24 protein-coding genes are annotated in these 22,384 nt (G+C 66.8%); 8 read left to right on the plus strand and 16 right to left on the minus strand.

What is annotated here, in order from left to right:
- The first annotated feature begins 185 nt into the window (after positions 1-185).
- The 4 genes from phnF (at position 186) to phnN (ending at position 3,582) form a co-directional block, all read left to right on the plus strand.
- Entirely contained in the window at positions 186-920 is a 735-nt protein-coding gene (phnF, locus tag AC1DFU_RS26250; protein WP_092301989.1) for a phosphonate metabolism transcriptional regulator PhnF, read from the plus strand.
- A 96-nt stretch (positions 921-1,016) separates the two neighbouring features.
- Positions 1,017-2,249 (plus strand): alpha-D-ribose 1-methylphosphonate 5-triphosphate diphosphatase, encoded by a 1,233-nt coding sequence (locus AC1DFU_RS26255; protein WP_092301992.1) that lies wholly within the window; start codon positions 1,017-1,019, stop codon positions 2,247-2,249.
- Positions 2,246-2,986 carry a DUF1045 domain-containing protein gene (locus AC1DFU_RS26260; RefSeq protein WP_441593615.1) on the plus strand — a complete coding sequence of 247 codons (741 nt, stop codon included), beginning with the start codon at positions 2,246-2,248 and terminating at the stop codon, positions 2,984-2,986. The genes AC1DFU_RS26255 and AC1DFU_RS26260 overlap by 4 nt, the downstream gene beginning before the upstream one ends.
- A complete protein-coding gene (gene phnN / locus AC1DFU_RS26265; RefSeq protein WP_092301998.1) occupies positions 2,983-3,582 on the plus strand; it encodes a phosphonate metabolism protein/1,5-bisphosphokinase (PRPP-forming) PhnN in 600 nt (199 codons plus the stop codon). The genes AC1DFU_RS26260 and phnN overlap by 4 nt, the downstream gene beginning before the upstream one ends.
- 65 nt (positions 3,583-3,647) lie before the next feature.
- On the opposite strand, the gene AC1DFU_RS26270 is transcribed toward phnN, so the two are convergent.
- The 13 genes from AC1DFU_RS26270 to AC1DFU_RS26330 form a co-directional block, all read right to left on the minus strand.
- A complete protein-coding gene (locus AC1DFU_RS26270) occupies positions 3,648-4,193 on the minus strand; it encodes a phosphonate degradation HD-domain oxygenase (RefSeq protein WP_441593616.1) in 546 nt (181 codons plus the stop codon).
- Positions 4,190-5,011 carry a phosphonate ABC transporter, permease protein PhnE gene (phnE, locus tag AC1DFU_RS26275; RefSeq protein ID WP_477159823.1) on the minus strand — a complete coding sequence of 274 codons (822 nt, stop codon included), beginning with the start codon at positions 5,009-5,011 and terminating at the stop codon, positions 4,190-4,192. The genes AC1DFU_RS26270 and phnE overlap by 4 nt, the downstream gene beginning before the upstream one ends.
- Positions 5,012-5,089: 78 nt before the next feature.
- On the minus strand, positions 5,090-6,070 hold the full coding sequence (gene phnD / locus AC1DFU_RS26280) for a phosphonate ABC transporter substrate-binding protein (RefSeq protein ID WP_092292171.1): 981 nt from the start codon (positions 6,068-6,070) through the stop codon (positions 5,090-5,092).
- Positions 6,071-6,157: 87 nt separating this feature from the next.
- Positions 6,158-7,006, minus strand: coding sequence for a phosphonate ABC transporter ATP-binding protein (gene phnC / locus AC1DFU_RS26285; protein ID WP_441593618.1), 849 nt, complete (start codon positions 7,004-7,006; stop codon positions 6,158-6,160).
- Positions 7,007-7,174: 168 nt separating this feature from the next.
- Positions 7,175-8,479: a hypothetical protein gene (locus AC1DFU_RS26290; RefSeq protein WP_441593619.1), complete on the minus strand. Its 1,305-nt coding sequence runs from the start codon at positions 8,477-8,479 to the stop codon at positions 7,175-7,177.
- A gap of 216 nt (positions 8,480-8,695) precedes the next feature.
- The gene (gene rng / locus AC1DFU_RS26295; RefSeq protein WP_092292175.1) at positions 8,696-10,159 is read right to left on the minus strand and encodes a ribonuclease G; all 1,464 of its coding nucleotides are present in this window, start codon (positions 10,157-10,159) and stop codon (positions 8,696-8,698) included.
- Positions 10,160-10,241: 82 nt separating this feature from the next.
- Positions 10,242-10,856 (minus strand): Maf family protein, encoded by a 615-nt coding sequence (locus AC1DFU_RS26300; RefSeq protein WP_441593620.1) that lies wholly within the window; start codon positions 10,854-10,856, stop codon positions 10,242-10,244.
- Positions 10,857-10,899: 43 nt separating this feature from the next.
- Positions 10,900-11,379, minus strand: coding sequence for a 23S rRNA (pseudouridine(1915)-N(3))-methyltransferase RlmH (rlmH, locus tag AC1DFU_RS26305; RefSeq protein ID WP_092292181.1), 480 nt, complete (start codon positions 11,377-11,379; stop codon positions 10,900-10,902).
- 58 nt (positions 11,380-11,437) lie between these two features.
- Positions 11,438-12,193, minus strand: a complete 756-nt coding sequence (rsfS, locus tag AC1DFU_RS26310) for a ribosome silencing factor (RefSeq protein WP_092292183.1) — start codon at positions 12,191-12,193, stop codon at positions 11,438-11,440.
- Between the two features lie 44 nt (positions 12,194-12,237).
- Positions 12,238-12,945 carry a nicotinate-nucleotide adenylyltransferase gene (locus AC1DFU_RS26315; protein WP_441593621.1) on the minus strand — a complete coding sequence of 236 codons (708 nt, stop codon included), beginning with the start codon at positions 12,943-12,945 and terminating at the stop codon, positions 12,238-12,240.
- Positions 12,945-13,868 carry an oxygen-dependent coproporphyrinogen oxidase gene (hemF, locus tag AC1DFU_RS26320; RefSeq protein WP_477159884.1) on the minus strand — a complete coding sequence of 308 codons (924 nt, stop codon included), beginning with the start codon at positions 13,866-13,868 and terminating at the stop codon, positions 12,945-12,947. Before hemF ends, AC1DFU_RS26315 begins: the two co-directional genes overlap by 1 nt.
- 136 nt (positions 13,869-14,004) lie before the next feature.
- Positions 14,005-15,273 carry a phosphoribosylamine--glycine ligase gene (purD, locus tag AC1DFU_RS26325; RefSeq protein WP_092292189.1) on the minus strand — a complete coding sequence of 423 codons (1,269 nt, stop codon included), beginning with the start codon at positions 15,271-15,273 and terminating at the stop codon, positions 14,005-14,007.
- An 82-nt stretch (positions 15,274-15,355) separates the two neighbouring features.
- Complete coding sequence (locus AC1DFU_RS26330) at positions 15,356-16,081, minus strand: YebC/PmpR family DNA-binding transcriptional regulator (RefSeq protein ID WP_092292191.1); 726 nt, start codon at positions 16,079-16,081, stop codon at positions 15,356-15,358.
- 168 nt (positions 16,082-16,249) lie between these two features.
- On the opposite strand from AC1DFU_RS26330, the gene AC1DFU_RS26335 reads away from it, so the two are divergent.
- Positions 16,250-17,776 (plus strand): helicase HerA-like C-terminal domain-containing protein, encoded by a 1,527-nt coding sequence (locus AC1DFU_RS26335; protein ID WP_092292193.1) that lies wholly within the window; start codon positions 16,250-16,252, stop codon positions 17,774-17,776.
- 69 nt (positions 17,777-17,845) lie between these two features.
- Here the strand turns inward: AC1DFU_RS26335 and upp are convergent, their stop codons facing one another.
- Both upp and AC1DFU_RS26345 read right to left on the minus strand, forming a co-directional pair.
- Entirely contained in the window at positions 17,846-18,496 is a 651-nt protein-coding gene (gene upp / locus AC1DFU_RS26340) for a uracil phosphoribosyltransferase (RefSeq protein WP_092292195.1), read from the minus strand.
- Between the two features lie 158 nt (positions 18,497-18,654).
- A complete protein-coding gene (locus AC1DFU_RS26345) occupies positions 18,655-19,632 on the minus strand; it encodes a Bug family tripartite tricarboxylate transporter substrate binding protein (protein ID WP_092292197.1) in 978 nt (325 codons plus the stop codon).
- 246 nt (positions 19,633-19,878) lie between these two features.
- On the opposite strand from AC1DFU_RS26345, the gene AC1DFU_RS26350 reads away from it, so the two are divergent.
- From AC1DFU_RS26350 to AC1DFU_RS26360, 3 genes are all read left to right on the plus strand, one after another.
- A complete protein-coding gene (locus tag AC1DFU_RS26350) occupies positions 19,879-20,766 on the plus strand; it encodes a DMT family transporter (RefSeq protein ID WP_092293267.1) in 888 nt (295 codons plus the stop codon).
- A gap of 76 nt (positions 20,767-20,842) precedes the next feature.
- Positions 20,843-21,631: an SDR family oxidoreductase gene (locus AC1DFU_RS26355; protein ID WP_092292199.1), complete on the plus strand. Its 789-nt coding sequence runs from the start codon at positions 20,843-20,845 to the stop codon at positions 21,629-21,631.
- Positions 21,628-22,047: a methylglyoxal synthase gene (locus tag AC1DFU_RS26360; protein WP_092293269.1), complete on the plus strand. Its 420-nt coding sequence runs from the start codon at positions 21,628-21,630 to the stop codon at positions 22,045-22,047. Before AC1DFU_RS26355 ends, AC1DFU_RS26360 begins: the two co-directional genes overlap by 4 nt.
- A gap of 19 nt (positions 22,048-22,066) precedes the next feature.
- On the opposite strand, the gene AC1DFU_RS26365 is transcribed toward AC1DFU_RS26360, so the two are convergent.
- Entirely contained in the window at positions 22,067-22,360 is a 294-nt protein-coding gene (locus AC1DFU_RS26365; protein WP_092292201.1) for a YkvA family protein, read from the minus strand.
- Positions 22,361-22,384: the final 24 nt, after the last annotated feature.

Raw genomic sequence — 22,384 nt, forward strand, 5'->3', positions numbered from 1 at the left:
ATACGTCTATACGTTTAGATGTAAAATACCACAACACGGCGATACTAGACCACAGCCACATGAAGCTTTCATGACGCGCTGGCCGACCCGGAGCGGATTGATCGGGCACGCCACGCGGGCGCTCCGTGTGAGGCACAATCGCACGGTATTGAATGACGATGAAAGCATGATGAAAGAGGGAAGCGATGTCTGAACGGGAAGTCGAACGTGGCTCCGGCGTGGCCGTGTGGCGCCAGATTGGCGAGGCGCTGGCGGACGACATCCGCAACAAGCTCTATGGCCCTGGCGAGCAACTGCCGCCCGAACCGGAGCTGGCCACGCGCTTTGCCGTGAACCGCCACACCATCCGGCGCGCCATGGGCGAGCTGGAGCTGAGCGGTCTGGTGCGCATCGAGCAGGGGCGCGGCACCTTCGTGCAGGAGCACGCCATCGACTACGCCATTGGGCGCCGCACGCGGTTCTCGCAGAACCTGGCCGCGCAGGGCATGCGCGGGCATATGGAGATCCTGGGCAGCCAGGTGATCCGCGCGCCGGAGGTGGCCAAGCACCTCGGTCTGGCGCGCAATGCCGACGTGCTGCACGTGCAGATGGTGGGCAAGGCCGAGGAGCGGACCATCGACGTGGCCGAGCACTACTTCGACCCCAAGCGCTTCCCGGGCATGGAGGAGCAGGTGCGCGCCAAGCTGTCGATCTCGCGCGCGCTGGCGCACTTCGGCATTGCCGACTACACGCGCAAGTGGTCGCGCATCACCGCCGCCATGCCGAGCGCCCCCGTGGCGCGGCTGCTGAACCAGCCCAAGACGCGGCCGGTGCTCCAGGTGGAAGCGCTCAACGTGGACATCGACGGCGCACCGCTGCAATACAGCATGACCCGCTTTGCCGGAGACTGGGTGCAGCTCACCGTCTCCGACAGCGACTGAATCCGGGTGCGCCGCGAGTGCGGCGCTTGCATCGCATTGGTCTAGACATCCGGTGTAGACATGCGAGTGTCATCAACCAGGGGTAGTGTGTTGCCCATGCCTACGACAAACCAAACTCATTCGGCGCGGCTGGCCGGCATCACGGGTCGCCGTGTGCTGGGCGCGGCCGCCATTGGCCCGGCAACGCTGGGCTTCGACCACGGCAGCGTCGCCTCGCCGCAGCAGGCGCCCGAGAGCGGCCCCTGCATCGATGCGGGCGATCTGCTGGTGCTGCCCGGCATCGTCGACATCCATGGCGATGCCTTCGAGCGTGCCGTGATGCCGCGCCCCGGCGTGAGCTTCCCGTACGCGGGCGCGCTGCTCGACGTGGACCGCCAACTGCTGTCGCACGGCATCACGACCGAATTCCACGGCGTGACGCTCTCCTGGGAAGGCGGCCTGCGTGGCGAAGCCTACGCGCTGCGTATGTTCGATGCCCTGGCGCACTTGCAGCCGGTGCTGGGCGCTTCCCACAAGGTGCACCTGCGCTTCGAGGCCTATCACCTCGCCGGCGTGGAGACCGCGCTGTCCTGGATGGCCGATGGCCGCGTCGGCCTGCTCGCCATCAACGATCACCTGCCGATGATGGCGCGCAAGATGGCCAACGACAGCAAGCTGGCCCAGTACGCCGAGCGCGCCGAGTGCGACCCCGAGACCTTCCGTACGCGCCTGCGCACGGCCAGCCGCAACGCGCAGGACGTGCCGGCGGGCGTGTCCAGCCTGATCGCGGCCGCCCGCGCGGCGGGCCTGCCGGTGGCTTCGCACGATGACCCGGACCTCGCCACGCGCCAGCACTATCACCGCCAGGGCTGTCATATCGCCGAGTTCCCGCTGACCATCGAGGTCGCAAAGCTCGCCCGCCAGATCGGCGACGAAACCGTGTTCGGCGCGCCCAACGTGGTGCGCGGCACCAGCCACACCGGCGCCCCCAACGCCACCGAGATGGTGGCGGCGGGCCTGTGCACGGTGCTGGCCTCTGACTATTACTACCCCGCGCCGATCCAGGCCGCGTTCAAGCTCGCGCAGCTTGGCGTGGTCTCGCTGGCCGAGGCGTGGCACCTCGTCTCGCGCAACCCGGCCCGCGCGGCTGGCCTGCGCGACCGGGGCGTGCTCGCGCCGGGGCTGCGCGCCGACGCCATCCTGGTCGATGACAGCGTGCCGGGCCTGCCACGCGTGTGCGGCACCATTGTCAACGGTGAGCTGAAGCACGCCACGCGCGTGCTGCCGATGATCGACATCGCCGAGGCCCGCTACACGGCGGACGGCGACGAAGGCAGTCTGGCCGCATGACGATGGCCGCACCGCGCTTCGCGATCTACCTGGCGCCGGCCGAGCCGTTCCGCACGTTCGGCGCGCAGTGGCTGGGGCGCGATGCCGATACCGGCGCGCCGCTGCCACTGCCGAAGAACCTCGGGCCGCGCCCGGACGCCTGGGTGGCGGCGCCCGCCCACTACGGCCTCCACGCCACGCTGAAGCCGCCGTTCCGGCTGGCGGCGGGCACGGATGGCCCGATGCTCGATGCCGCCGCGCGTGACTTCGCGCATGGCGTCGATGCCTTCCACGCCCGGCTGACGCTGCGCGCGCTGCGCGGCTTCCTCGCGTGGTGTCTCGATGACGGCACAGAGAGCCACGAAGGCGCCCGCCAGATGCACGCGCTGGCCGATGGCTGCGTGCTGGCCTTCGAACCGTTCCGCGCGCCGCCCACCGAGGCGGAGCTGCGCAAGCGCAAGCCGGACCAACTGAGCGCCGCCCAGCGGCGCATGCTCGAGGCGTGGGGCTACCCCTACGTGTTCGAGACCTTCACCTTCCATATCACGCTCACCGGCATGCTCGACGCTGCTGCGGAAGCCGCCGCGATCGCGCAACTCGCGCCGGCCAGCCAGCAGCTCTGCAGCGCGCCGATGCATGTCGATGGCATCGCCGTGTTCGTGCAGCCCGAGCCCGGCGCCGACTTCCTCGTCGCGCGCCACTATGGCTTTAACGGCAGCACGCGCGATGGCGCCGGTGCAGCCTGGCTCGCATCATGACGATCTATACCCGCGCCAATCCCCACACTGATCCCCACGCGGACGGCCACGGCCTGTTCTACGTGATGGGCCCCTCCGGCAGCGGCAAGGACTCGCTGTTGCGCGCGCTGCGCGAGCGGCTGGGCCCGCAGGACCGCGTGGTGGTGGCCCATCGCTACATCACGCGCGCCGCCGATGCCAACGAGGCCTCGGTGGCGCTGTCCACGGACGAGTTCGCGCGCCGCCGGGCGCTCGGCTGCATGGCGCTGCACTGGCACAGCCATGGGCTGGACTACGGCATCGGCGTGGAGATCGAGGACTGGCTCGCGCGCGGGCTCAAGGTCATCGTCAATGGCTCGCGCGAGTACCTGCCGACGGCCGTCGCCCGCTATCCGGGCCTGTGCGCGGTGCACGTGCGCGTGAAGCCCGAGGCCCTGGCGGCGCGCCTGCGCCAGCGGGGGCGGGAGTCCGAAGCGGCGATCGCGCAACGGCTGGCGCGCGCGGGGCAGGCGTTCGACGTGCCGGCCGGCTGCAAGCTGGTCGAGATCGACAATAGCGGGGCGCTGGATGACTCGGCGGCGTCGTTCGCCCGGTTGATCGGGGTGAGGCACGACTGAGTTGTTGATCGTCGACAGCAAAGAAAAAGCCCGGGACTCCCGGGCTTTTTCCATGGGCGCGTGGCTTACGCGTGCCGTGCGCAGCCGGCGGCGATGTCCAGATAGTGCGCCAGCGCCGGCGTCGGCAAACCCACTACCTTGGCCAGATCGTCGTAGCGGCGCAGCCGCACCGCCGCTTCGGCGTGCGGGCTGGCGATGAAGGCGTCTGCCTGCGCGGCGTCGTACGGGCCGCCCTGCAGGGCCAGGCTGTGGACCGAGGCCGGCGAGAGTGTGGCGAAGTAGGCCGGGTCCACCGCGCACAGGTAGCGCTTGGCGGCCACGTGCAGGCGCACGGGCTCGGTCACTTCCGCGCCGAACAGGTCGGCCAGCGCCTGCGCGGCGGCCTCCTGGTGGCGCATGTCGGTGGTGCTGCTCTCGGCCAGCATCAGATGGCCCACGTCGTGCAGCAGCGCGGCAGCCACCAGCGCCGCCGGCTCGCCGGCCTGCTCGGCCAGCTGCGCGCACTGCAGCGCGTGGGCGGTCTGGCTGATCGCCTCGCCGCCATACCAGTCCTTACCGTGGTTGGCGAACAGCGTCTCGATGCGTGCCAGGGTCAGGCGGTCCGCGCTCATACCAGCACCTTGCGGATCTGGGCGGACACGATGTCGATGCCGGTCACGAACAGGATGATGATGATCATCACCGCGCAGGTCTGCGCGTACTGGAAGCTGCGGATGATCTCCCAGAGCACGGTGCCGATGCCGCCGGCGCCGACGATGCCGACCACCGACGCCGAGCGCACGTTCGACTCGAATCGGTACAGCGCGAAGGACAGCCACAGCGGCAGCACCTGCGGGATCACGCCGTAGACGATCTCCTCGATCGGGCCGGCGCCGGTGGCGCGCACGCCTTCCACGGGACGCGGGTCGATGGCTTCCACGGCTTCGGCGAACAGCTTGGCCAGCACGCCGGTGGTGTGGATCCAGATCGCCAGCACGCCGGCGAACGGGCCGAGGCCCACGGCCACGATGAACAGCATCGCGAAGACCATCTCGTTGATGGCGCGGCAGGCGTCCATGATGCGGCGCGCCGGCTGGTAGACCCACACCGGCACGATATTGGCGGAGCACAGCAGGCCGAGCGGCACGGCCATGAACACGGCGATGGCGGTACCCCAGAGCGCGATCTGCACGGTCACGAGCATCTCGTCGAGGTAGTTGCGCCAGTCGCGGAAATTGGGCGGGAAAAAGTCGGCGGCGAACTTCGCCATGTTGCCGGAGTCGCGCAGCAGGTCCATCGGGCGCATGTCGGCGCCTTGCCAGGACATGGCGAGCAAGGCCAGCACGATCGCCCAGACCAGCATCATGGACAGCGAGGTGCGCGACGGGCGGACGTTGCTGTGCGGCGCGGGGGACGGGGGCGGGAGGCCGGGCTTGGCGGTGGCGGTCATGGGGGGCATCGGATGGAATACGGTGAAGATGGCCCAGGGCCGATGGCAGCGCGCCATCGGCCCTGGGCGGGGTACGGCTTACTGGGCGCTGATGGCCTTGTCGATCTCGGCCAGGCGGCGAGACACGTCAGCCAGCTGCTTTTCCTTGTCGGCGGCGGCCAGCGTGGTGTCGGTCTCGATCTTGGACTTCTGCTTGGCCAGCTCGATCTGGCGGATGGGCAGCAGCTGCGCGTCCGACGAGACGCGGAAGCCCTGGTAGGTCAGCGTGGTCAGGATCTGCTTCTCGCGCGCAGCATCGGCACCCTTGCCGTAGTTGACGAAGAAGTCCTGGATCTTCTTCTTCGTCTCGGCCGGCAGGTCCTTGCGGTAGACCATGGGGTCGGCGGCGATCAGCGGGCTCTTCCACAGCACGCGCACCTCGTCATAGGCGTTCTTGCCCGTGTTGATGCGATAGCGCTCGAAGTTCTCGGTGTTGTTCACGGCCACGTCCACCTGCTTGTTCAGCACGGAGAGCAGGTTGGTCTCGTGGTTGCTGATGCGCACGGCCTTGAACAGCGTCTTCGGCTCCACCTTGTGGGCGGCCCACAGGTAGTAGCCCGGCACGGCCGTGCCCGAGGTGGAGTTCGGATCGCCGGCGCCGTAGGAGAGCTCCTTGCCGCGCTTGATCACGTCTTCCACCGTCTTCAGGTCGCTGTCCTTGCGCACGACCAGCAGCGACCAGTAGCCCGGGTTGCCGTCCTTGTCGATCACGGACGCGAACACCTCGCCGTTGGCGCGGTCCACGGCTTCCATGGCCGACTTGTTGCCGAACCAGCCGAGCTGCACCTTGTTGAAGCGCATGCCCTCGATGATGCCGGCGTAGTCGGAGGCGAAGAACGGCTTGACCTGCACGCCGAGCGCCTTGCTCAGGTCGTCGATCAGCGGCTGCCAGGCGGTCTTCAGGTTCGACGACGATTCCGTCGAGATAAAGCCGATGTTCAGGGTCTTGGCGTCCTGGGCGTAAGCGGGCAGGGCCACGACGCCCGAGGCGACCACGGCGAGAAAGGTTCTGCGAAGCATGTGTGACTCCGTTTCGGATGAGTCGTTGTGGATAACGGCAAATGACGGCAATACAGCGGGAAAGCGAAAAGGGGGGCGCGGTGGCGATCAGGCGGCCGCGAGATTCATCGTGACCATGGCCGGCGCCGGCATGCCGCTGGCGGTGTCGGCTTCGTCGGGAACCGAGTCGTGGAGCAGTTCCTCGGCCTCGGTGCCGTACAGGTCGCGCAGCATGCCCGGGGTGAGTGCGGCGGACGGGCCGTCGTAGACCACCTTGCCCTGGCGCAGCGCCACCACGCGGGGGCAGTAGCGCATGGCCACGTCCACCTGGTGCAGCGACACCACCACGGCCACCTTGCGGGTGCGGTTGATCTGCGAGAGCAGCGTCATCACGCGGCGCGACGATTCCGGGTCGAGCGAGGCGATCGGTTCGTCGGCCAGGATGACCTTGGCGTTCTGCACCAGCGTCCGTGCGATGGCGGCGCGCTGCTGCTGGCCGCCGGAGAGCGTGGAGGCACGCTGAAACGCATAGTCGTCTATACCAACCTGGGCGAGGGCGTCGAGGCCGGCCTGCACTTCATCGGCCCTGAACAGGCGGAACAGGCTGCGCCAGGCCGGGATGCGGGTGAGCATGCCGACGAGGACGTTGGTGATCACCGGCAGGCGGCCCACCAGATTGAACTGCTGGAAAACAAAGCCGATTTCGGCGCGCACCTTGCGCACGTTGCCAGCCAGGCGGCCATGGCGCTGGATGGATCGGCCATTGACCAGGATCTCGCCAGCATCGCCGGACACGAAACCGGCCACATGGCGCAGCAGCGTGGACTTGCCAGAACCCGAGGCGCCCAGCAGGGCCACCATTTCTCCCGGCGCGACGTGCAGCGTGACATCGTCAAGCGCCTTGCGGTCCGCGCGGAACGATTTGCTGAGTCCGCGGACTTCGATTGCATGCGTCATGTCGACTCCCTTGCTTGAATGACTTGGCGCATTCTGGGGGGAGTGGATGACAGAACGATGACGCTGGGCGGGAGAGTGAGGGGTGAATGTCTGCGGGGTGAGGCATTGGGCGCGTATGCCTCGGCCTCGCTTGCACTTGAATAGGAAGGTCGGCTACCTCATCCGCCTTTAGAAGAATTTCCTACAGATTTCGTTCGCAGAGTTGAGGCCGCCTCGGTTGTCGCTACCAGTCTTTGGAAGCACGTAAGTGTATCTTTCGTCACCTTGAAAGCAAATTTTGATGTGTTTGCCGTCTTCGTATATTTCAAATCCAATTTCTTGCAGTCCAGCGCGGACTTTTGCATCCATGCTCCTGTAGTCGCGAAGCAGCGCTTTTATCTGGGTCCGAATCAACTCCCCCTCCCCATGCGGGGGATTTGCGCCGACTAAACGTGTCAAGACATGTAGTCGTCGGCTTCCTTCCGGTACACGTGAAATGGCGTCAGAAAGTGCGTCGTGAACGATGTCCGAAATTTCACTCGCATAGAAGTCCTGCTCAGGGGAGGTGCTGAGGCTAAGTCCCGCTTGCATTGGACTTCGTGCTTGAAAGCGGCGCACCTCGGCACTAAGGCGAGCGATTTCCTTCTCGGCGTCTTCGATAGCCTGTTGCTTGGCATTTAGCTCTTTGTCGAAGCTCTCGATGTACTCGTCAAGCTGTGTCGATCCTGCTTGGCGAAGCTTGTCGATAGCATTGCGCGATACTTGCTCTTGAATTGCAGCCCAAGTGGCGCGAGCTTGCGGCCGCCGATTTACAAGTGCCTTGCGAACTTCATCATAGATCTCGCGCTCCATGTCTTTTTGGGAATCGAAGTGTCGACGATCAAAGAACGAGCGACGTCCGCCGCTGGCAGGCCAGTACACCCCGACTGAGCCACCGAACACATTCTCGCCTCCGACCTCCTCCATAAGGCGGACGGAAAACGGGCGATTGGGCTCGACAACAACATGGGCCATTCCGGAAAGCGTCTTTGCAAGGGGGTGAACGTTGACAGCATGTCCCCCGGTGAACTGCGCGCTAACATACACGACGGGAAGATGACACGCCGTCGTGCCAAGAATGCATCGGGCCGCCAGGGGAACCTGTGAGTTAGCGAGTAGGATCGGTTTGTCGGATGTCTGCAGTTCGCCGTCTATTCCTGGCACCAAACGATTCAGGATGGTACGAACTAAGAACGGCTTCTTTGCAACTGGCAGCCGTGCTGCGGGTCGATGAGATTCGCATGAAACACGAATGCTGATCCATGCGATCGTGCCCGCATGCCAAAAGACCACAGTCGATACCCATTCCAGTCCGTCTTGCAGGCTGCTGTGCCGGATGGCGGCTGGGCTTGTTGTGCTGGTCTCTGGACGCAGGAACTCAAGCCGTTCGTGGCCCTTTCGATCGGTCCACTCAATGGCGCCCCCGAATCCTTTGAGATCGTCCTCACGAAACATCGAGTGAGGGGAGCCTAGTAGCCATTCTCGGATAGCCCCAAAAAACTCGTCGGTTGTAGTCGCGCCGCTGAGTGGGAGCTCCGTTGCAAATGAAATCACTTGTTTCCCCGGAATATTTTTATGCAATCAATGGTGGGTAGCCAAAAAGACAGCCACTCCGCGGGATTCCCGAATTTCTGTTTTTAGTTTTTAGTTTTTGGTAAAACGTACTTCGTATTACATCAGGATGATGTCGTACTGTTCCTGATGGAACGTGGATTCCACCTGGAGCGAGATCGGCTTGCCGATAAAGTCGTTGAGCATCGCCAGATGCTGGCTTTCTTCCTCGAGGAACAGATCGATCACTTCCTGGGAGGCCAGGATGCGGAACTCGCGCGGATTGAACTGGCGGGACTCGCGCATGATCTCGCGCAGGATGTCGTAGCAGACCGTGCGCGGCGTCTTGACCTGGCCCTTGCCCGTGCAGACCGGGCACTGCTCGCACAGCACGTGCGCCAGCGACTCGCGCGTGCGCTTGCGGGTCATCTCCACCAGCCCGAGCTGCGAGAAGCTGTTCACGGTGATCCGGGTGCGGTCACGGGACAGCGCGCGCTTCAGTTCGGAGAGCACCGCGTCGCGATGCTCCACGTTCTCCATGTCGATGAAGTCGATGATGATGATGCCGCCGAGGTTGCGCAGCCGCAGTTGCCGGGCGATGGTGTGCGCGGCCTCGAGGTTGGTCTTGAAGATCGTGTCGTCGAAGTTGCGGGCGCCGACGTAGCCGCCCGTGTTGACGTCGATCGTCGTCATCGCCTCGGTCTGGTCGATCATCAGGTAGCCGCCGGACTTCAGGTCCACCCGCCGCGACAGCGCCTTCTCGATCTCGGCGTCGATGTTGAACAGGTCGAAGATCGGCCGCTCGCCGGTGTAGTGCGAGAGCCGGGGCAGCACGGCCGGGGTGTACTCCTGGGCGAACTCCACCAGCTTCTGGTAGTTCTCGCGCGAGTCGATCTGGATCACGCCCGTGGCGTCGTTGATGAAGTCGCGCAGCACGCGCTGGGCCAGGTTCAGGTCCTGGTACAGCAGGCTGGTGGCCGGCTGGGTGGTCGCGTTCAGGCGGATCGACGCCCAGATCTTGCGCAGGTAGGCGATGTCGTTGCCGAGCTCGTCGTCGCTGGCTTCCTCGGCGATGGTCCGCACGATAAAGCCGCCACGCTCGTCGCGCGGCACCAGCCCCTGCACGCGGGCGCGCAGCGCCTCGCGGTCCACCTCGCCCTCGATGCGCTGCGAGATGCCGATATGCGGGTCCTGGGGCAGGTACACCAGCGTCCGGCCGGCGATGCTGATCTGCGTGGACAGCCGCGCCCCCTTGGTGCCGATGGGGTCCTTGATGACCTGCACCATCAGGGCCTGGCCCTCGAACAGCGTCTTTTCGATGGCGAGCGGCGGGGCGCCGTTCTTGTCGGGGTCGCGCGGATGCCAGATGTCGGCCACGTGCAGGAAGGCCGCGCGCTCGAGGCCGATGTCGATGAATGCGGATTGCATGCCCGGGAGCACGCGCACGACCTTGCCGAGATAGATATTGCCAACCAGCCCGCGCGTCAGCGTGCGCTCGACATGCAGTTCCTGCACGGCGGCCTGCTGCACGATGGCAACGCGCGTCTCTTGCGGCGTGATGTTGACGAGGATGTCTTCAGTCATAGCGATGGATGCGCGCTGCCGTGTTGTCGGCGGCTTGTTGTTGTCGTTCGGCGCCGGGCGGGATGGCTGCGGGACGGGGCGCTCAGAAGCGCAGCCCGGCCTCGCGCAGCAGGGCCGCGGTCTCGAACAAGGGCAAGCCCATGATACCCGAATAGCTGCCGTCGATTCGTTCGACAAACTCGGCCGCGCGGCCCTGGATGCCGTACGCGCCAGCCTTGCCGAGCGGCTCGCCGCTGGCCACGTAGCGGGCGATCTCGGCGGCGTTCATCGGCCGGAAAGTGACGTGCGAGATCGACAGCGCATGGCGCTGGCCGAGCGTCGAGAACACGGTCACGGCGGTCAGCACGCGGTGGGTGGTGCCGGCGAGCGCGGCCAGCATCGCGGCGGCATCGTCCGGGTCGGCCGGCTTGCCCAGGATGTCGCCACCCCGGCATACCGTGGTGTCGGAGGTCAGAATCGGATGGTCGGGCAGGGCGCGGCGCTCGCGGCGGCGCAGGGCGGCTTCGGCCTTGAGCGCGCAGACGCGCTGCACGTAGGCGTCGGGCATCTCGCCGGGCAGCACGGCTTCGAGCGCTTCGGCATCCTCGTCGTCATCGGCGAGCAGCAGTTCATGGGAGACGCCGAGCTGCGTCAGCAATTCGCGGCGGCGCGGGCTTTGGGAGGCGAGGTAGAGGAGGTCGTGGGTCACGGCGCGCATCGGGAAAATCGATGCGGCGATTGTAACCGTCGGCGGCGGGAACTCAGACCCGGTGATACGGGTGGTTTTGCGTGACGGACCAGGCGCGGTAGAGCTGTTCGGCCAGCAGCACGCGCACCATGCCGTGGGGCAGCGTCAGGCTGGAGAGCCGGATCAGGGTGGTGGCGCGTGCCTTGAGGGCCGGGTCGAGCCCGTCTGCGCCGCCGATCAGGAAAGCCACGTCGCCGCCTTCGCGCTGCCAGCCGGTCAGCTGGTCGGCCAGCTGCACCGTGGTGAAGTCGCGCCCGCGTTCATCGAGCGCGACGATCCGGCACTGCTTGGACAGCGAACCGAGCACGGCGTCGATGCGCGCGGCTTCCCGCTGCATCACCGTGGCGGCGTTGTTGCTCGACGAACGGGCTTCCGGCTTGACTTCGCGAAGTTCGATGCGCAGCTCCGGCGGCATGCGCTTGGCATACTCGCCGAAGCCGGTTTCGATCCAGCCGGGCATCTTGTGGCCGACGGCCACGATCACGAGTTGCATGGGCGATCTGGCGATACCGGGTGGATCGGTGCGAACGGCTTAAGTCGACGCAGTCGACTCAGGCCGAGCGCTTGCGCGGCGCGGCGGTCTTGGTCGCAGCCTTCTTGGCGGCCGGCGCCTTGCGTGCGGGGGCCTTGGCGGCAGTCTTGGTCGCCGGCTTGGTGGCCGTCTTGGTCGCCACCTTGCGGGCCGGCGCCTTCACGGCCGGGGACTTGCGGGCCGGCGTCTTGGCAGCCGCCGTCTTGGTGGCGGCGCCGGTGCTGGTCTTGCGCACCGGCTTGCGGATCGTGGCGATGGCGTCCGGATCGGTGTCCTCGTGGCCCATCGGCGGCGAAGGCTCCTTCATGCCTTCCGGCAGCTTGGCCAGCGCCGGGCGCAGGCTCGAGGCACGGCGCGAGCGCGGTGCCGGCGCCGAAGCCTCGGCTTCGTCGTCGTCCATCGGCTCGCTGGCCTTGGCCAGGCTCCTGGCGCCGGTCAGCTTCACGCGCACCGGCTTGTCGCCCCAGATTTCCTCGAGGTTGTAGTACAGGCGCAGTTGCGGCTGGAGGATGTGCACCACGGCGTCGCCGCAGTCCACCAGCACCCACTCGCCCGTCTCCAGGCCCTCGACGGCAATGATATGGCCGCCGGCATCCTTCACCGTATCCCGCACAGAGGCGGCGAGCGCCTTGGTCTGGCGGTTCGAACTACCGCTGGCGATCACCACCCGGTCGAATAGTTCGGTCAGGTGAGTGGTGTCGAACACCTTGATGTCCTGCGCTTTGACATCCTCGAGCCCGTCGACGATGGCGCGTTGCAGTTTACGAATATCCATGGTGTCTTTCTTGTTCAGCTTCGTTCGGGATAGGGGCGAGCCGGTCAGGGATTGCGGTATAACCCGCGACTCGCGATGTAGTGTGCCACGCCGGCAGGCAGTTGGTCATCCGCCGCCTGGCCCTCAGCCAGGCGCTGGCGCAGGCCGGTGGAGGAAAGATCGACGGCAAGGGTCTGGTCGATCCACATCCGGCCGGAGGGCGTGCATTGTATCAGGTGCGTGTCCGCCAGCCGCTGGTTCATCGCCGCGAGCACCGGACCGTCCAGCGCGGCGAGGTCGAAACCGGGGCGGGTGGCGATGCACAGGTGCACTTGTTCGAACAATGCCTCCCAGCCGTGCCAGGTGTGCAGGCGCAGCAATTGGTCGGCGCCCATCAGCCAGGCCATGGAGGTATCCGGGGCGTATTCGTCGCGCAGGTGGCGCACCGTGTCGATGGTATAGCTCGGGCCGGCCCGGTCCACCTCCATGCGACTGACTCGTATCTTGGCGCGCGGGCTGTCCAGCGTGGCGGCGGCCAGCTCGGTCATGGCGAAGCGGTCGGCGGCGGGCGTCACATGGTCGCCCTTCTGCCAGGACTCGCCGGTCGGGATCCAGACCAGCTCGTCGAGCGCCAGATGGTCGATGCAAAGCTGCGCCAGCGAGACATGGCCGCGATGCGGCGGATCGAAAGTGCCGCCCAGGATACCCAGGCGGTACGGGCGGCCGGTGGACGGGGCGGGGTCGGTGGCGCGGGAATCTTCGGGAACAGTCATCACACTCGCCGYCAGGCCCACTCGCGTGCCGGCAGGAAGTCGGTGTACAGCGCGGCCTCCGCGCTGCCCGGCTCGGGTTGCCAGTCGTAGCGCCAGGTTACCTGCGGCGGCATCGACATCAGGATGGATTCGGCGCGGCCGCCCGATTGCAGGCCGAACAGCGTGCCGCGGTCGAATACCAGGTTGAATTCCACATAGCGCCCGCGCCGGTAGGCCTGGAAGTCGCGCTCGCGCGCGCCGTAGGGCGTGTCCTTGCGGGTTTCGAGGATAGGGAGGTAGGCGTCGAGGAAGGCGTCGCCGACCGATTGCATCATCGCGAAGCTGCGATCGAAGCCCAGCGCGGCGAAATCGTCGAAGAACACTCCGCCGATGCCGCGCGCCTCGCCCCGGTGGCGCAGGAAGAAATACTCGTCGCACCACTGCTTGAAGCGCGGGTACAGGTCGTCGCCGAACGGTGCCAGCGCAGTCTTGCAGGTGCGGTGGAAGTGCGCGCAGTCATCAGTGTGGCCGTAGTACGGCGTCAGGTCCATGCCGCCACCGAACCACCAGACCGGGTCCGCATCGGGCTTCACGGCCACGAAGCAGCGCACGTTCATGTGCACCGTCGGCACGTACGGATTGCGCGGATGGAACACCAGCGAGACGCCCATGGCCTCGAAGCTGCGCCCGGCCAGTTCGGGCCGGTTGGCGCTGGCCGAGGGGGGCAGGGTGTCGCCGCGCACGTGGGAGAAGCCCACGCCGGCGCGCTCCATCACGGCGCCGCCTTCCAGAATGCGGGTGCGGCCACTGCCGCGCAGGCGCTCGGTCGGCGGCTTTTCCCATTCGTCGGTCAGGAATGGCTGGCCGTCCACGGCGGCGATGGCGTCGGTGATGCGGTCTTGCAAGCCGAGCAGGTAGGCGCGGACTGCCTGGGAGTCGATCATGATGGGCGGAATCGGATGGGCCGGTAGCGCGACGGCCGCCGCCCGGAGGGCGCGGCCGTCATGGCGCTGTCATGATTGTACCGGCTGGACTCCCGCCGCGCCTTGGAACGTGGCGCGCGGGTGTCCGGCGCGCGCATCAGCGCTTGATGGCGCGGTAGCCAATGTCGGTGCGGAACTGCGCGCCGTCGAAGCGGATCTGCTCAACGGCCGCGTAGGCGGCGCGCTGCGCGGCCTTGACGGTGTCAGCCAGCCCCACCACGCAGAGTACGCGGCCGCCCGAGGTCAGCAGGGTGCCGTCCTTGAGCGTGGTGCCGGCGTGGAACGTCACGGCCTCGGCCGTCTCGGCGGGAATGCCGGTGATGGCATCGCCCTTGCGGGGCTCTTCCGGGTAGTTGTAGGCAGCCATCACCACGCCCAGCGCGGTGCGGCGGTCCCAGTCCAGTTCCACCTGGTCGAGCTTGCCGTCCACGGCCGCTTCCATCACGTCGACGAGGTCGGTCTTCAGGCGCGCCATGATCGGCTGCGTCTCCGGGTCGCCCATGCGGCAGTTGAACTCGAGCGTTTTCGGGTTGCCGTCCTTGTCGATCATCAGGCCGGCGTACAGGAAGCCGGTGTACGTGATGCCATCCTTTTCCATGCCGCGCACGGTCGGCATGATGATCTCGCGCAGCGCGCGGGCGTGCAGCGCCGGCGTGACCACCGGGGCGGGCGAATAAGCGCCCATGCCACCGGTGTTGGGGCCGGCATCGGCGTCCAGCAGGCGCTTGTGGTCCTGGCTGGTGGCCAGGGCCAGCACGTTCTTGCCGTCCACCAGCACGATGAAGCTGGCTTCCTCGCCTTCCAGGAATTCCTCGACGACCACGCGCGCGCCGGCATCGCCGAGCTTGTTGTCGGCCAGCATCATGTCGACGGCGTCGTGCGCTTCTTCCAGCGTCATCGCCACGACCACGCCCTTGCCGGCGGCCAGGCCATCGGCCTTGATCACGATCGGGGCGCCCTGGGCGTCGATATAGGCGTGCGCGCCGGCCGCATCGGCAAACGTCTGGTAGGCAGCCGTGGGGATGTTGTGGCGATGCATGAACGCCTTGGCGAAGTCCTTGGAGGACTCCAGCTGGGCGGCGGCCTGGGTGGGCCCGAAGATGCGCAGGCCACGGGCGCGGAACACGTCGACGATGCCGGCGGCCAGCGGGGCCTCGGGGCCGACCACGGTGAACGCCACCCCTTCGCGCTCCACGAAGGCGGCGAGCACCTCGGGATCGGTCAGCGGCACGTTCTGCAGGCGCTTGTCGAGCGCCGTGCCGCCGTTACCCGGCGCCACGTACACCACTTGCACCTTGGGGGACTGGGCCATTTTCCACGCTAGCGCGTGCTCACGTCCGCCCGAACCGACAACCAATACTTTCATGATCCACTGCCAGAAAAGAAACGCATGCGAAAAGCGGCAGCTGGCCGGGGCCGGGCTGCCGCCATGGGGCGCGGCGGAGGACTTAGTCCTCGATCACCGCGTTGGTGAAGACTTCCTGTACGTCGTCCAGGTTTTCCAGGGCGTCCAGGAGCTTCTGCATCTTGACCGCGTCGTCGCCGGTGAAGCTCACCTCGTTCTGCGGCTTCATCACCACATCGGCCAGCTCGGCCTTGAAACCGGCCGCTTCGAGGGCGGACTTGACCGTCGAAAAGTCGTTCGGCGGGCAGGTCACTTCGATCGAGCCGTCGTCGTTGGTCAGCACGTCATCGGCGCCGGCTTCGAGCGCGGCATCCATCAGCTTGTCCTCGGGCGTGCCCGGCGCGAACAGGAACTGGCCGCAGTGGGTGAACATGAAGGCCACAGAGCCTTCCGTGCCCATGTTGCCGTTGTGCTTCGAGAACGCGTGGCGGACTTCGGCCACGGTACGGGTACGGTTGTCGGTCAGGCAGTCGACGATGATCGCCGCGCCGGCCAGGCCGTAGCCTTCGTAGCGGATTTCCTCGTAGTTCGCGCCTTCCAGGCCACCCACGCCGCGCTGGATCGCGCGCTGGATGTTGTCCTTGGGCATGTTCGCGTCCATGGCCTTGTCGATCGACAGGCGCAGGCGCGGGTTGGAGTCGGCATCACCGCCGCCGAGCTTGGCGGCGACGGTGATTTCCTTGATCAGGCGCGTCCAGATCTTGCCCCGCTTGGCGTCAGCGGCGGCTTTCTTGTGTTTGATATTGGCCCATTTTGAGTGACCGGCCATGATTCTCTCCGAGGCGGAATAGCTGTGGTGCAGCGTGCTGGGTGGCGCTTCTGGCGGCCACGCCATGTGATGGATGTGCCAATTTGCTGGCTATAATCAGCGCAGGATTTTATCACGCGGCCCCCGCCTTCCGATCCCGGATACCGCCGCTATCACCACGAGACCATCATGGCCGACCCCATCCTCATCGCCAAGAACGCCGACTGCGAGCTCGTCCTGCTGCCCGAGATGGGGAATCGGCACGGTCTCATCACCGGCGCCACGGGTACCGGCAAGACCGTCACGCTGCAGACGTTGGCGCAGGGCTTCTCGCGGCTGGGGGTGCCGGTGTTCATGGCGGACGTCAAAGGTGATCTGTCAGGCATATCCCAGGTCGGCAAGCCATCGGACAAGCTCAAGGCCCGCCTGGCGGAACACGGGCTGCCCGAACCGGTTTGGGGCGCCTGCCCGACCACGCTCTGGGATGTCTTTGGCGAAAAGGGGCATCCGGTGCGCGCGACGGTCTCGCACATGGGGCCGCTGCTGCTGTCGCGGATGCTCGAACTCAACGACACCCAGCAGGGCGTGCTGAACCTCGTGTTCCGCATTGCCGATGCCAACGGCCTGCTGCTGCTCGATGCCAAGGACCTGCGCGCGATGCTCCAGCACGTGGGCGACAACGCCAGCCAGTTCACCACCGAGTACGGCAATATCTCGGCGGCTTCCATTGGCGCGATCCAGCGCGGGCTGATCGCGCTGGAGTCGCAGGGCGCGGACAAGTTCTTCGGCGAGCCGATGTTGAACCTGGAGGACTTCATCCAGACCGAGAAGGGGCAGGGCGTCGTCAACATCCTCGCCGCCGACAAGCTGATGAATGCGCCCCGGCTGTACGCTACCTTCCTGCTGTGGATGCTGTCCGAACTGTTCGAGCGGCTGCCCGAGGCCGGTGACCTCGACAAGCCCAAGCTGGTCTTCTTCTTCGACGAGGCGCACCTGCTGTTCAACGACGCCCCCAAGGCGCTGCTGGACAAGATCGAACAGGTGGTGCGGCTCGTGCGGTCCAAGGGTGTCGGCGTGTACTTTGTGACGCAGAACCCCGTAGATATTCCCGATACCGTCCTGGGCCAGCTTGGCAACCGCGTGCAGCACGCGCTGCGCGCGTTCACGCCGCGCGACCAGAAGGCGGTGAAGGTGGCCGCCACGACCATGCGTCCCAATCCGAAGCTCAATCTCGAACAGGCGATTGGCGAACTGGGCGTGGGCGAGGCGTTGGTCTCATGCCTGGACGCCAAGGGGACGCCGGTCGTCACCGAGCGCGCATGGGTGCTGCCCCCGGGCAGCCGCATCGGCCCCGCTACGCCCGACGAGTGCAAGGCCCTGATCGCCAATTCGCTCGTGGCCGGCACCTACGAGAAGACCGTGGACCGGGAATCGGCCTACGAGAAGCTGCGCGGTAGCGTGGCGACCGCCGGCAATGGCCAGACACAGGCACAGAAACCCGGCACTCCCCAGCCGCAGGCCGAGGAGGGCGGTAGCAGCTGGGCCGGCGAAATCTTCGGCTCGCTGACCAAGGGCACCGGCAAGACCGGCCGCGGCGACTCCATCCTCGAATCGATGGCCAAGTCCGCCGGCCGGACGCTCGCCTCGCAAGTCGGCCGGGAACTGGTCCGTGGCGTGCTGGGCAGCCTGCTGGGCGGCGGCGGGCGAAAGAAGTAGGGCCGCTCAGCGCGGCCCATCCTCATTAAATATAGCGTATGAGGCGCATCAAGCGCCTCACATTTCACATCAGTTCTTGGTGCCGAACAGCCGGTCGCCGGCATCGCCCAGGCCCGGGATGATGTAGGCGTGCTCGTCCAGATGGCTGTCCAGCGATGCCACGTATAGCCGCACGCCCGGGTGGGCCTTCTGGAACACTTCCACGCCTTCCGGCGCGGCGACCAGTGCCACGAAGGTGATGGCTTCGTCCTTCACGCCGCGCCGCTTGAGCACATCAACCGCGTGCGCGGCCGAATAGCCCGTGGCGACCATCGGGTCGCAGAGGATGAAGCTGCGGTCTTCCACGTCCGGCAGGCGCACCAGGTACTCCACCGGGCGATGCTGTTCGTCTCGGTACACGCCGATATGGCCGATACGGGCCGACGGAATCAGCTCGACCAGGCCATCGCTCATGCCTACGCCGGCGCGCAGCACCGGCACGATGGTCAGCTTCTTGCCGGCGATGACCGGGGCTTCCAGCGGCACCAGCGGGGTCTCGATGCGGCGCGTGGTCAGCGGCAGGTTGCGCGTGATCTCGTAGCCCATCAGCAGCGTGATCTCGCGCAGCAGCTCGCGGAACGTGCGCGTGGACGTGTCCCTGTCGCGCATGTGCGAGAGCTTGTGCTGGATCAGCGGGTGATTGAGGATGAACAGATTGGGGAAACGCGGATCTTGTTTCATGGCGGCGGCAGGCTCGGCGGAGGGTGGTGGGCGCGCGGGCCTGGCAAGGCCGGCGCGGCGCCCGATGCAGCGGGATTGTAATGGATGCCGCCCCGCTCCACGCGGCCATCTCCGCCACCATCGGGGCCGCCGGGCCCCGCCTTTGATCTCGTCCCGCCTTAGTCCACCGTGATGGCCGCCGACTTCGCCACTTTGCCGAAGCGCTCGTACTCGGTCAGCGTCAGCGTCTGGAGTTCGGCCGCGCTCGATCCCTTCGGATTGAAGCCGGCCTGCTGCAGCTTGTCGCGCACCTCGGGGCGGGCCAGCGCCTCCACGAAGGCCGCGTTGAGCGCCTGCACCACCGGCGCCGGCAGGTTAGCCGGGCCGTAGACGCCGAACCACGGCTCCACGGCGTAGCCGGGCAGGCCGGCTTCGGCCAGGGTCGGCACGTTGGGCAGCGACGGCGCGCGGGTCTTGCCGGCCACTGCCAGCGCGCGCAGCTTGCCCGCCTGGATATGGGGCAGCGAGGCGGGCAGGTTATCGAACATCACCTGGATATGGCCGCCAAGCAGGTCGTTGATGGCCGGGCTGCTGCCTTTGTAAGGCACGTGGGTCAGGCCGGTCTGGGTCATCTGGGAGAACATCGCGCCGGCCAGATGCATCGACGTGCCGGTCCCCGCCGTGGCATAAGTCAGCCCCGGGTGCGCCTTGGCATAGGCAATCAGCTCCGGCACGGTCTTCACGGGCAGGCTTTCGCTGACCTCCAGCACGATGGTCGAGGTGCCCAGCAGGCTGATCGCCGTGAAGTCCTTGCGGGGGTCGAACGGCACGTGCTTGTAGATATGGGGATTGAGCGCGTTCGTCGAAATCGCCCCGAAACCGATGGTGTAGCCATCGGCAGGCGCCTTGGCCACGGCTTCCATGCCGATGTTGCCGCCTGCGCCGGGGCGGTTCTCCACCACTACCGGCTGGCCGAGCTTCTCGGCTACGCGTTGGCCGACGGTGCGGGCGACGAGGTCCGTGGTGCCGCCGGCGGCGTAGGGCACCACGAAGCGGATCGGCTTGGCGGGGAAGGCATCGGCGGCGCCGGCGGGGGTGGCCGCGGCGGCGAACAGGACGCCGGTGGCAAGGACGGCGCGGGCGAACGGGAAGGGCATGGCTCGGTGTCTCCGTATTTCTCTAGTTTCTTTATATGGCAGGGCGCCAGGACGGCGCGGGCCATTGTAGGGGAAAGCCGCTGGTGCCGCGCGCCGCACCCCGGCGCGCCTTGCGCCTTTTGACATACAATCGACGCGTTCCGGCCCCGCGTCTTCCTCGCGTCACCCCCTCGCGACTGCGGCCGGCATCCGAACCCTGCGTCTCCCGTGCCCGCTTCCCAGAAGTCCCTGTCCACGCCCGCCGAGCTGCCCGCGCCGCAGCGCTACGGGCTCGCCGTCGCGGCCGTCGGCGCCGTGCTGTTTTCCGCCAAGGCCATCGTGGCCAAGCTGATGTACCGATATAGCGTCGATGCCGTCATGGTCATCACGCTGCGCATGCTGTTCGCGGTGCCGCTGTTCATGGCCATCGGCTGGTGGCAGGCACGCAAGCTGCCGGCGCTGTCCTGGGCCGATCGCGGCCGGGTGGTCTTCCTGGGCTTCATCGGCTATTACCTGTCCAGTTTTCTCGATTTCCTCGGCCTGCAGTACATCACCGCCGGCCTGGAGCGGCTGATCCTGTTCCTGACGCCGTCCTTCGTGCTGCTGACCACCGCGCTGGTGTTCCATCGGCCGATCCACGCCCGGCAGTGGATGTCGCTGCTGCTGGCCTATGCCGGCATCGTGCTGGTGTTCGCCCATGACCTCGACGTGAGCGGCGCGCAAGTCTGGCTTGGCGGCGCGCTGGTGCTGGCCAGCGCCTTGTCGTATGGTGTGTACCTGATCCTGAGCGGCGAGCTGGTCAAGCGCGTCGGCTCGCTGCGGCTGGTGGCCTACGCGATGTGCGTGTCCACGGCCTGCTGCGTGGTGCAGTATGTGGCGCTGGGCCGTCCGCTGGCGGCGCTGGCGCAGCCGGCCCCGGTGATGTGGCTGTCACTCATCAATGCGGTGTTCTGCACGGTGCTGCCGGTGTCACTGACGATGATCGCGGTGGCGCGCATCGGGGCGCCGATGGCGTCGCAGGCGGGCATGATCGGCCCGGTGTCGACGCTGCTGCTGGCCTTCTGGCTGCTCGGCGAGCCGATCACGGGCTGGCAGATCGCCGGCAGCACGCTGGTGCTGGGCGGCATGTATTTGTTGTCGAGCCGCCGGGCCTGAATATTTTCGAGAGCAACCGGGACGCCGCATCAAGAGCCGGCGCCCGGTTTTAGCAACCAAGGAAGGAGAGCAAGCGATGGATTTCGGACTGCGCGGTAAGCATGCGCTGGTGTGTGGCGCCAGCAAGGGACTCGGGTTTGCGTGCGCCGACGCGCTGGCGGCCGAAGGTGTGGACGTCGTGATCGTGGCGCGCGGCGCCGATGCGCTGGAAAAGGCCGCCGCCGACCTGCGTGCCCGATACGGCCGCCGCGTGCTGGCCGTGGCCACGGATATCACCACGCCCGAGGGCCGCAAGCTCGCGCTGGACGCCGTGGCCAAGCTCGGCGACCTCGACATCCTCGTGAACAACGCCGGCGGCCCGCCCCCCGGCAATTTCCGCGACTGGGACCGCGACGCCTGGCTCGCCGCCATCGACGCCAACATGCTGACCCCGATCGAGCTGATCAAGGCCACCGTGGACGGCATGATCGCGCGCAAGTGGGGCCGCATCGTCAACATTACGAGCGGCGCGGTCAAGGCACCGATCGACGTGCTGGGTCTCTCCAACGGCGCACGCTCGGGCCTGACCGGCTTCGTGGCCGGCCTGGCGCGCGAAGTGGCGCAGCACGGCGTGACCGTGAACAACCTGCTGCCCGGCCCGTTCAACACGGACCGCCTGTTCAAGACGATGGAAGGCGGCGCCAAGAAGGCCGGCCTGAGCGTGGAGGAAGTGGCCGCCAAGCGCGCCGCCGCCAACCCCTCGCGCCGTTTTGGCGAGCCGGCCGAGTTCGGCGCGACCTGCGCGTTCCTGTGCAGCAAACAGGCCGCCTACATGACGGGCCAGAACGTGCTGCTGGACGGCGGCGCGTACCCGGGGACGTTCTGATGGGCAAGCCGCGCATCGCGCTGATCGCCCACGATCACAAGAAGGACGACATCGTCGCCTTTGCCGGCCGTCACCGCGAGATGCTGGCGCGCTGCGACCTGCTGGCCACCGGCACCACCGGTGGGCGCATCGCGGCTGAAACCGGCCTCGAGGTGGAGCGCATGCTGTCCGGCCCGTGGGGCGGCGATCTCCAGATCGGCGCGCAACTGGCCGAGGGCCGGGTGACCGCGGTGATCTTCCTGCGCGATCCGATGACCCCGCAGCCGCATGAGCCGGACATCAACGCGCTGGTCCGGGCGTGCGATGTCCACAATGTGCCGTGCGCGACCAACCTCGCCACGGCCGAACTGCTGCTGGTGGAACTCGCGCGGCACTGCTTCGAAGACGAAAAAGCCGCCGGAACGCCGGCGGCTTGAGTCGGGACAGACGTTGCCGTCAGCGCGGCCGGATCGTGGTCGCGGTGGCGCGCATCGTCGCCTGCCGCAGGATGTGCGGCGGCAGCCGCTTCAGGATCAGGTGGACGGCCAGTGGAATCAGCACCACGTCATCGACAATGCCGAGCCCGGCGATGAAATCGGGAATCAGGTCGATCGGGGAGATGGCGTAGAACACCAGCCCCAGCGCGGCGGGTTTGAGCCACGCGGGCGCGTCGGGATGACGCAGCGCGAACCAGAGCAGGCGGCCGTCGCGGCGCACCAGCGTCCACAGGGCCGAAATTCGCTTCCACATATGGGCCTCCTTATCCACACGCAA

Source organism: Cupriavidus sp. 10L45 (assembly GCF_056395225.1).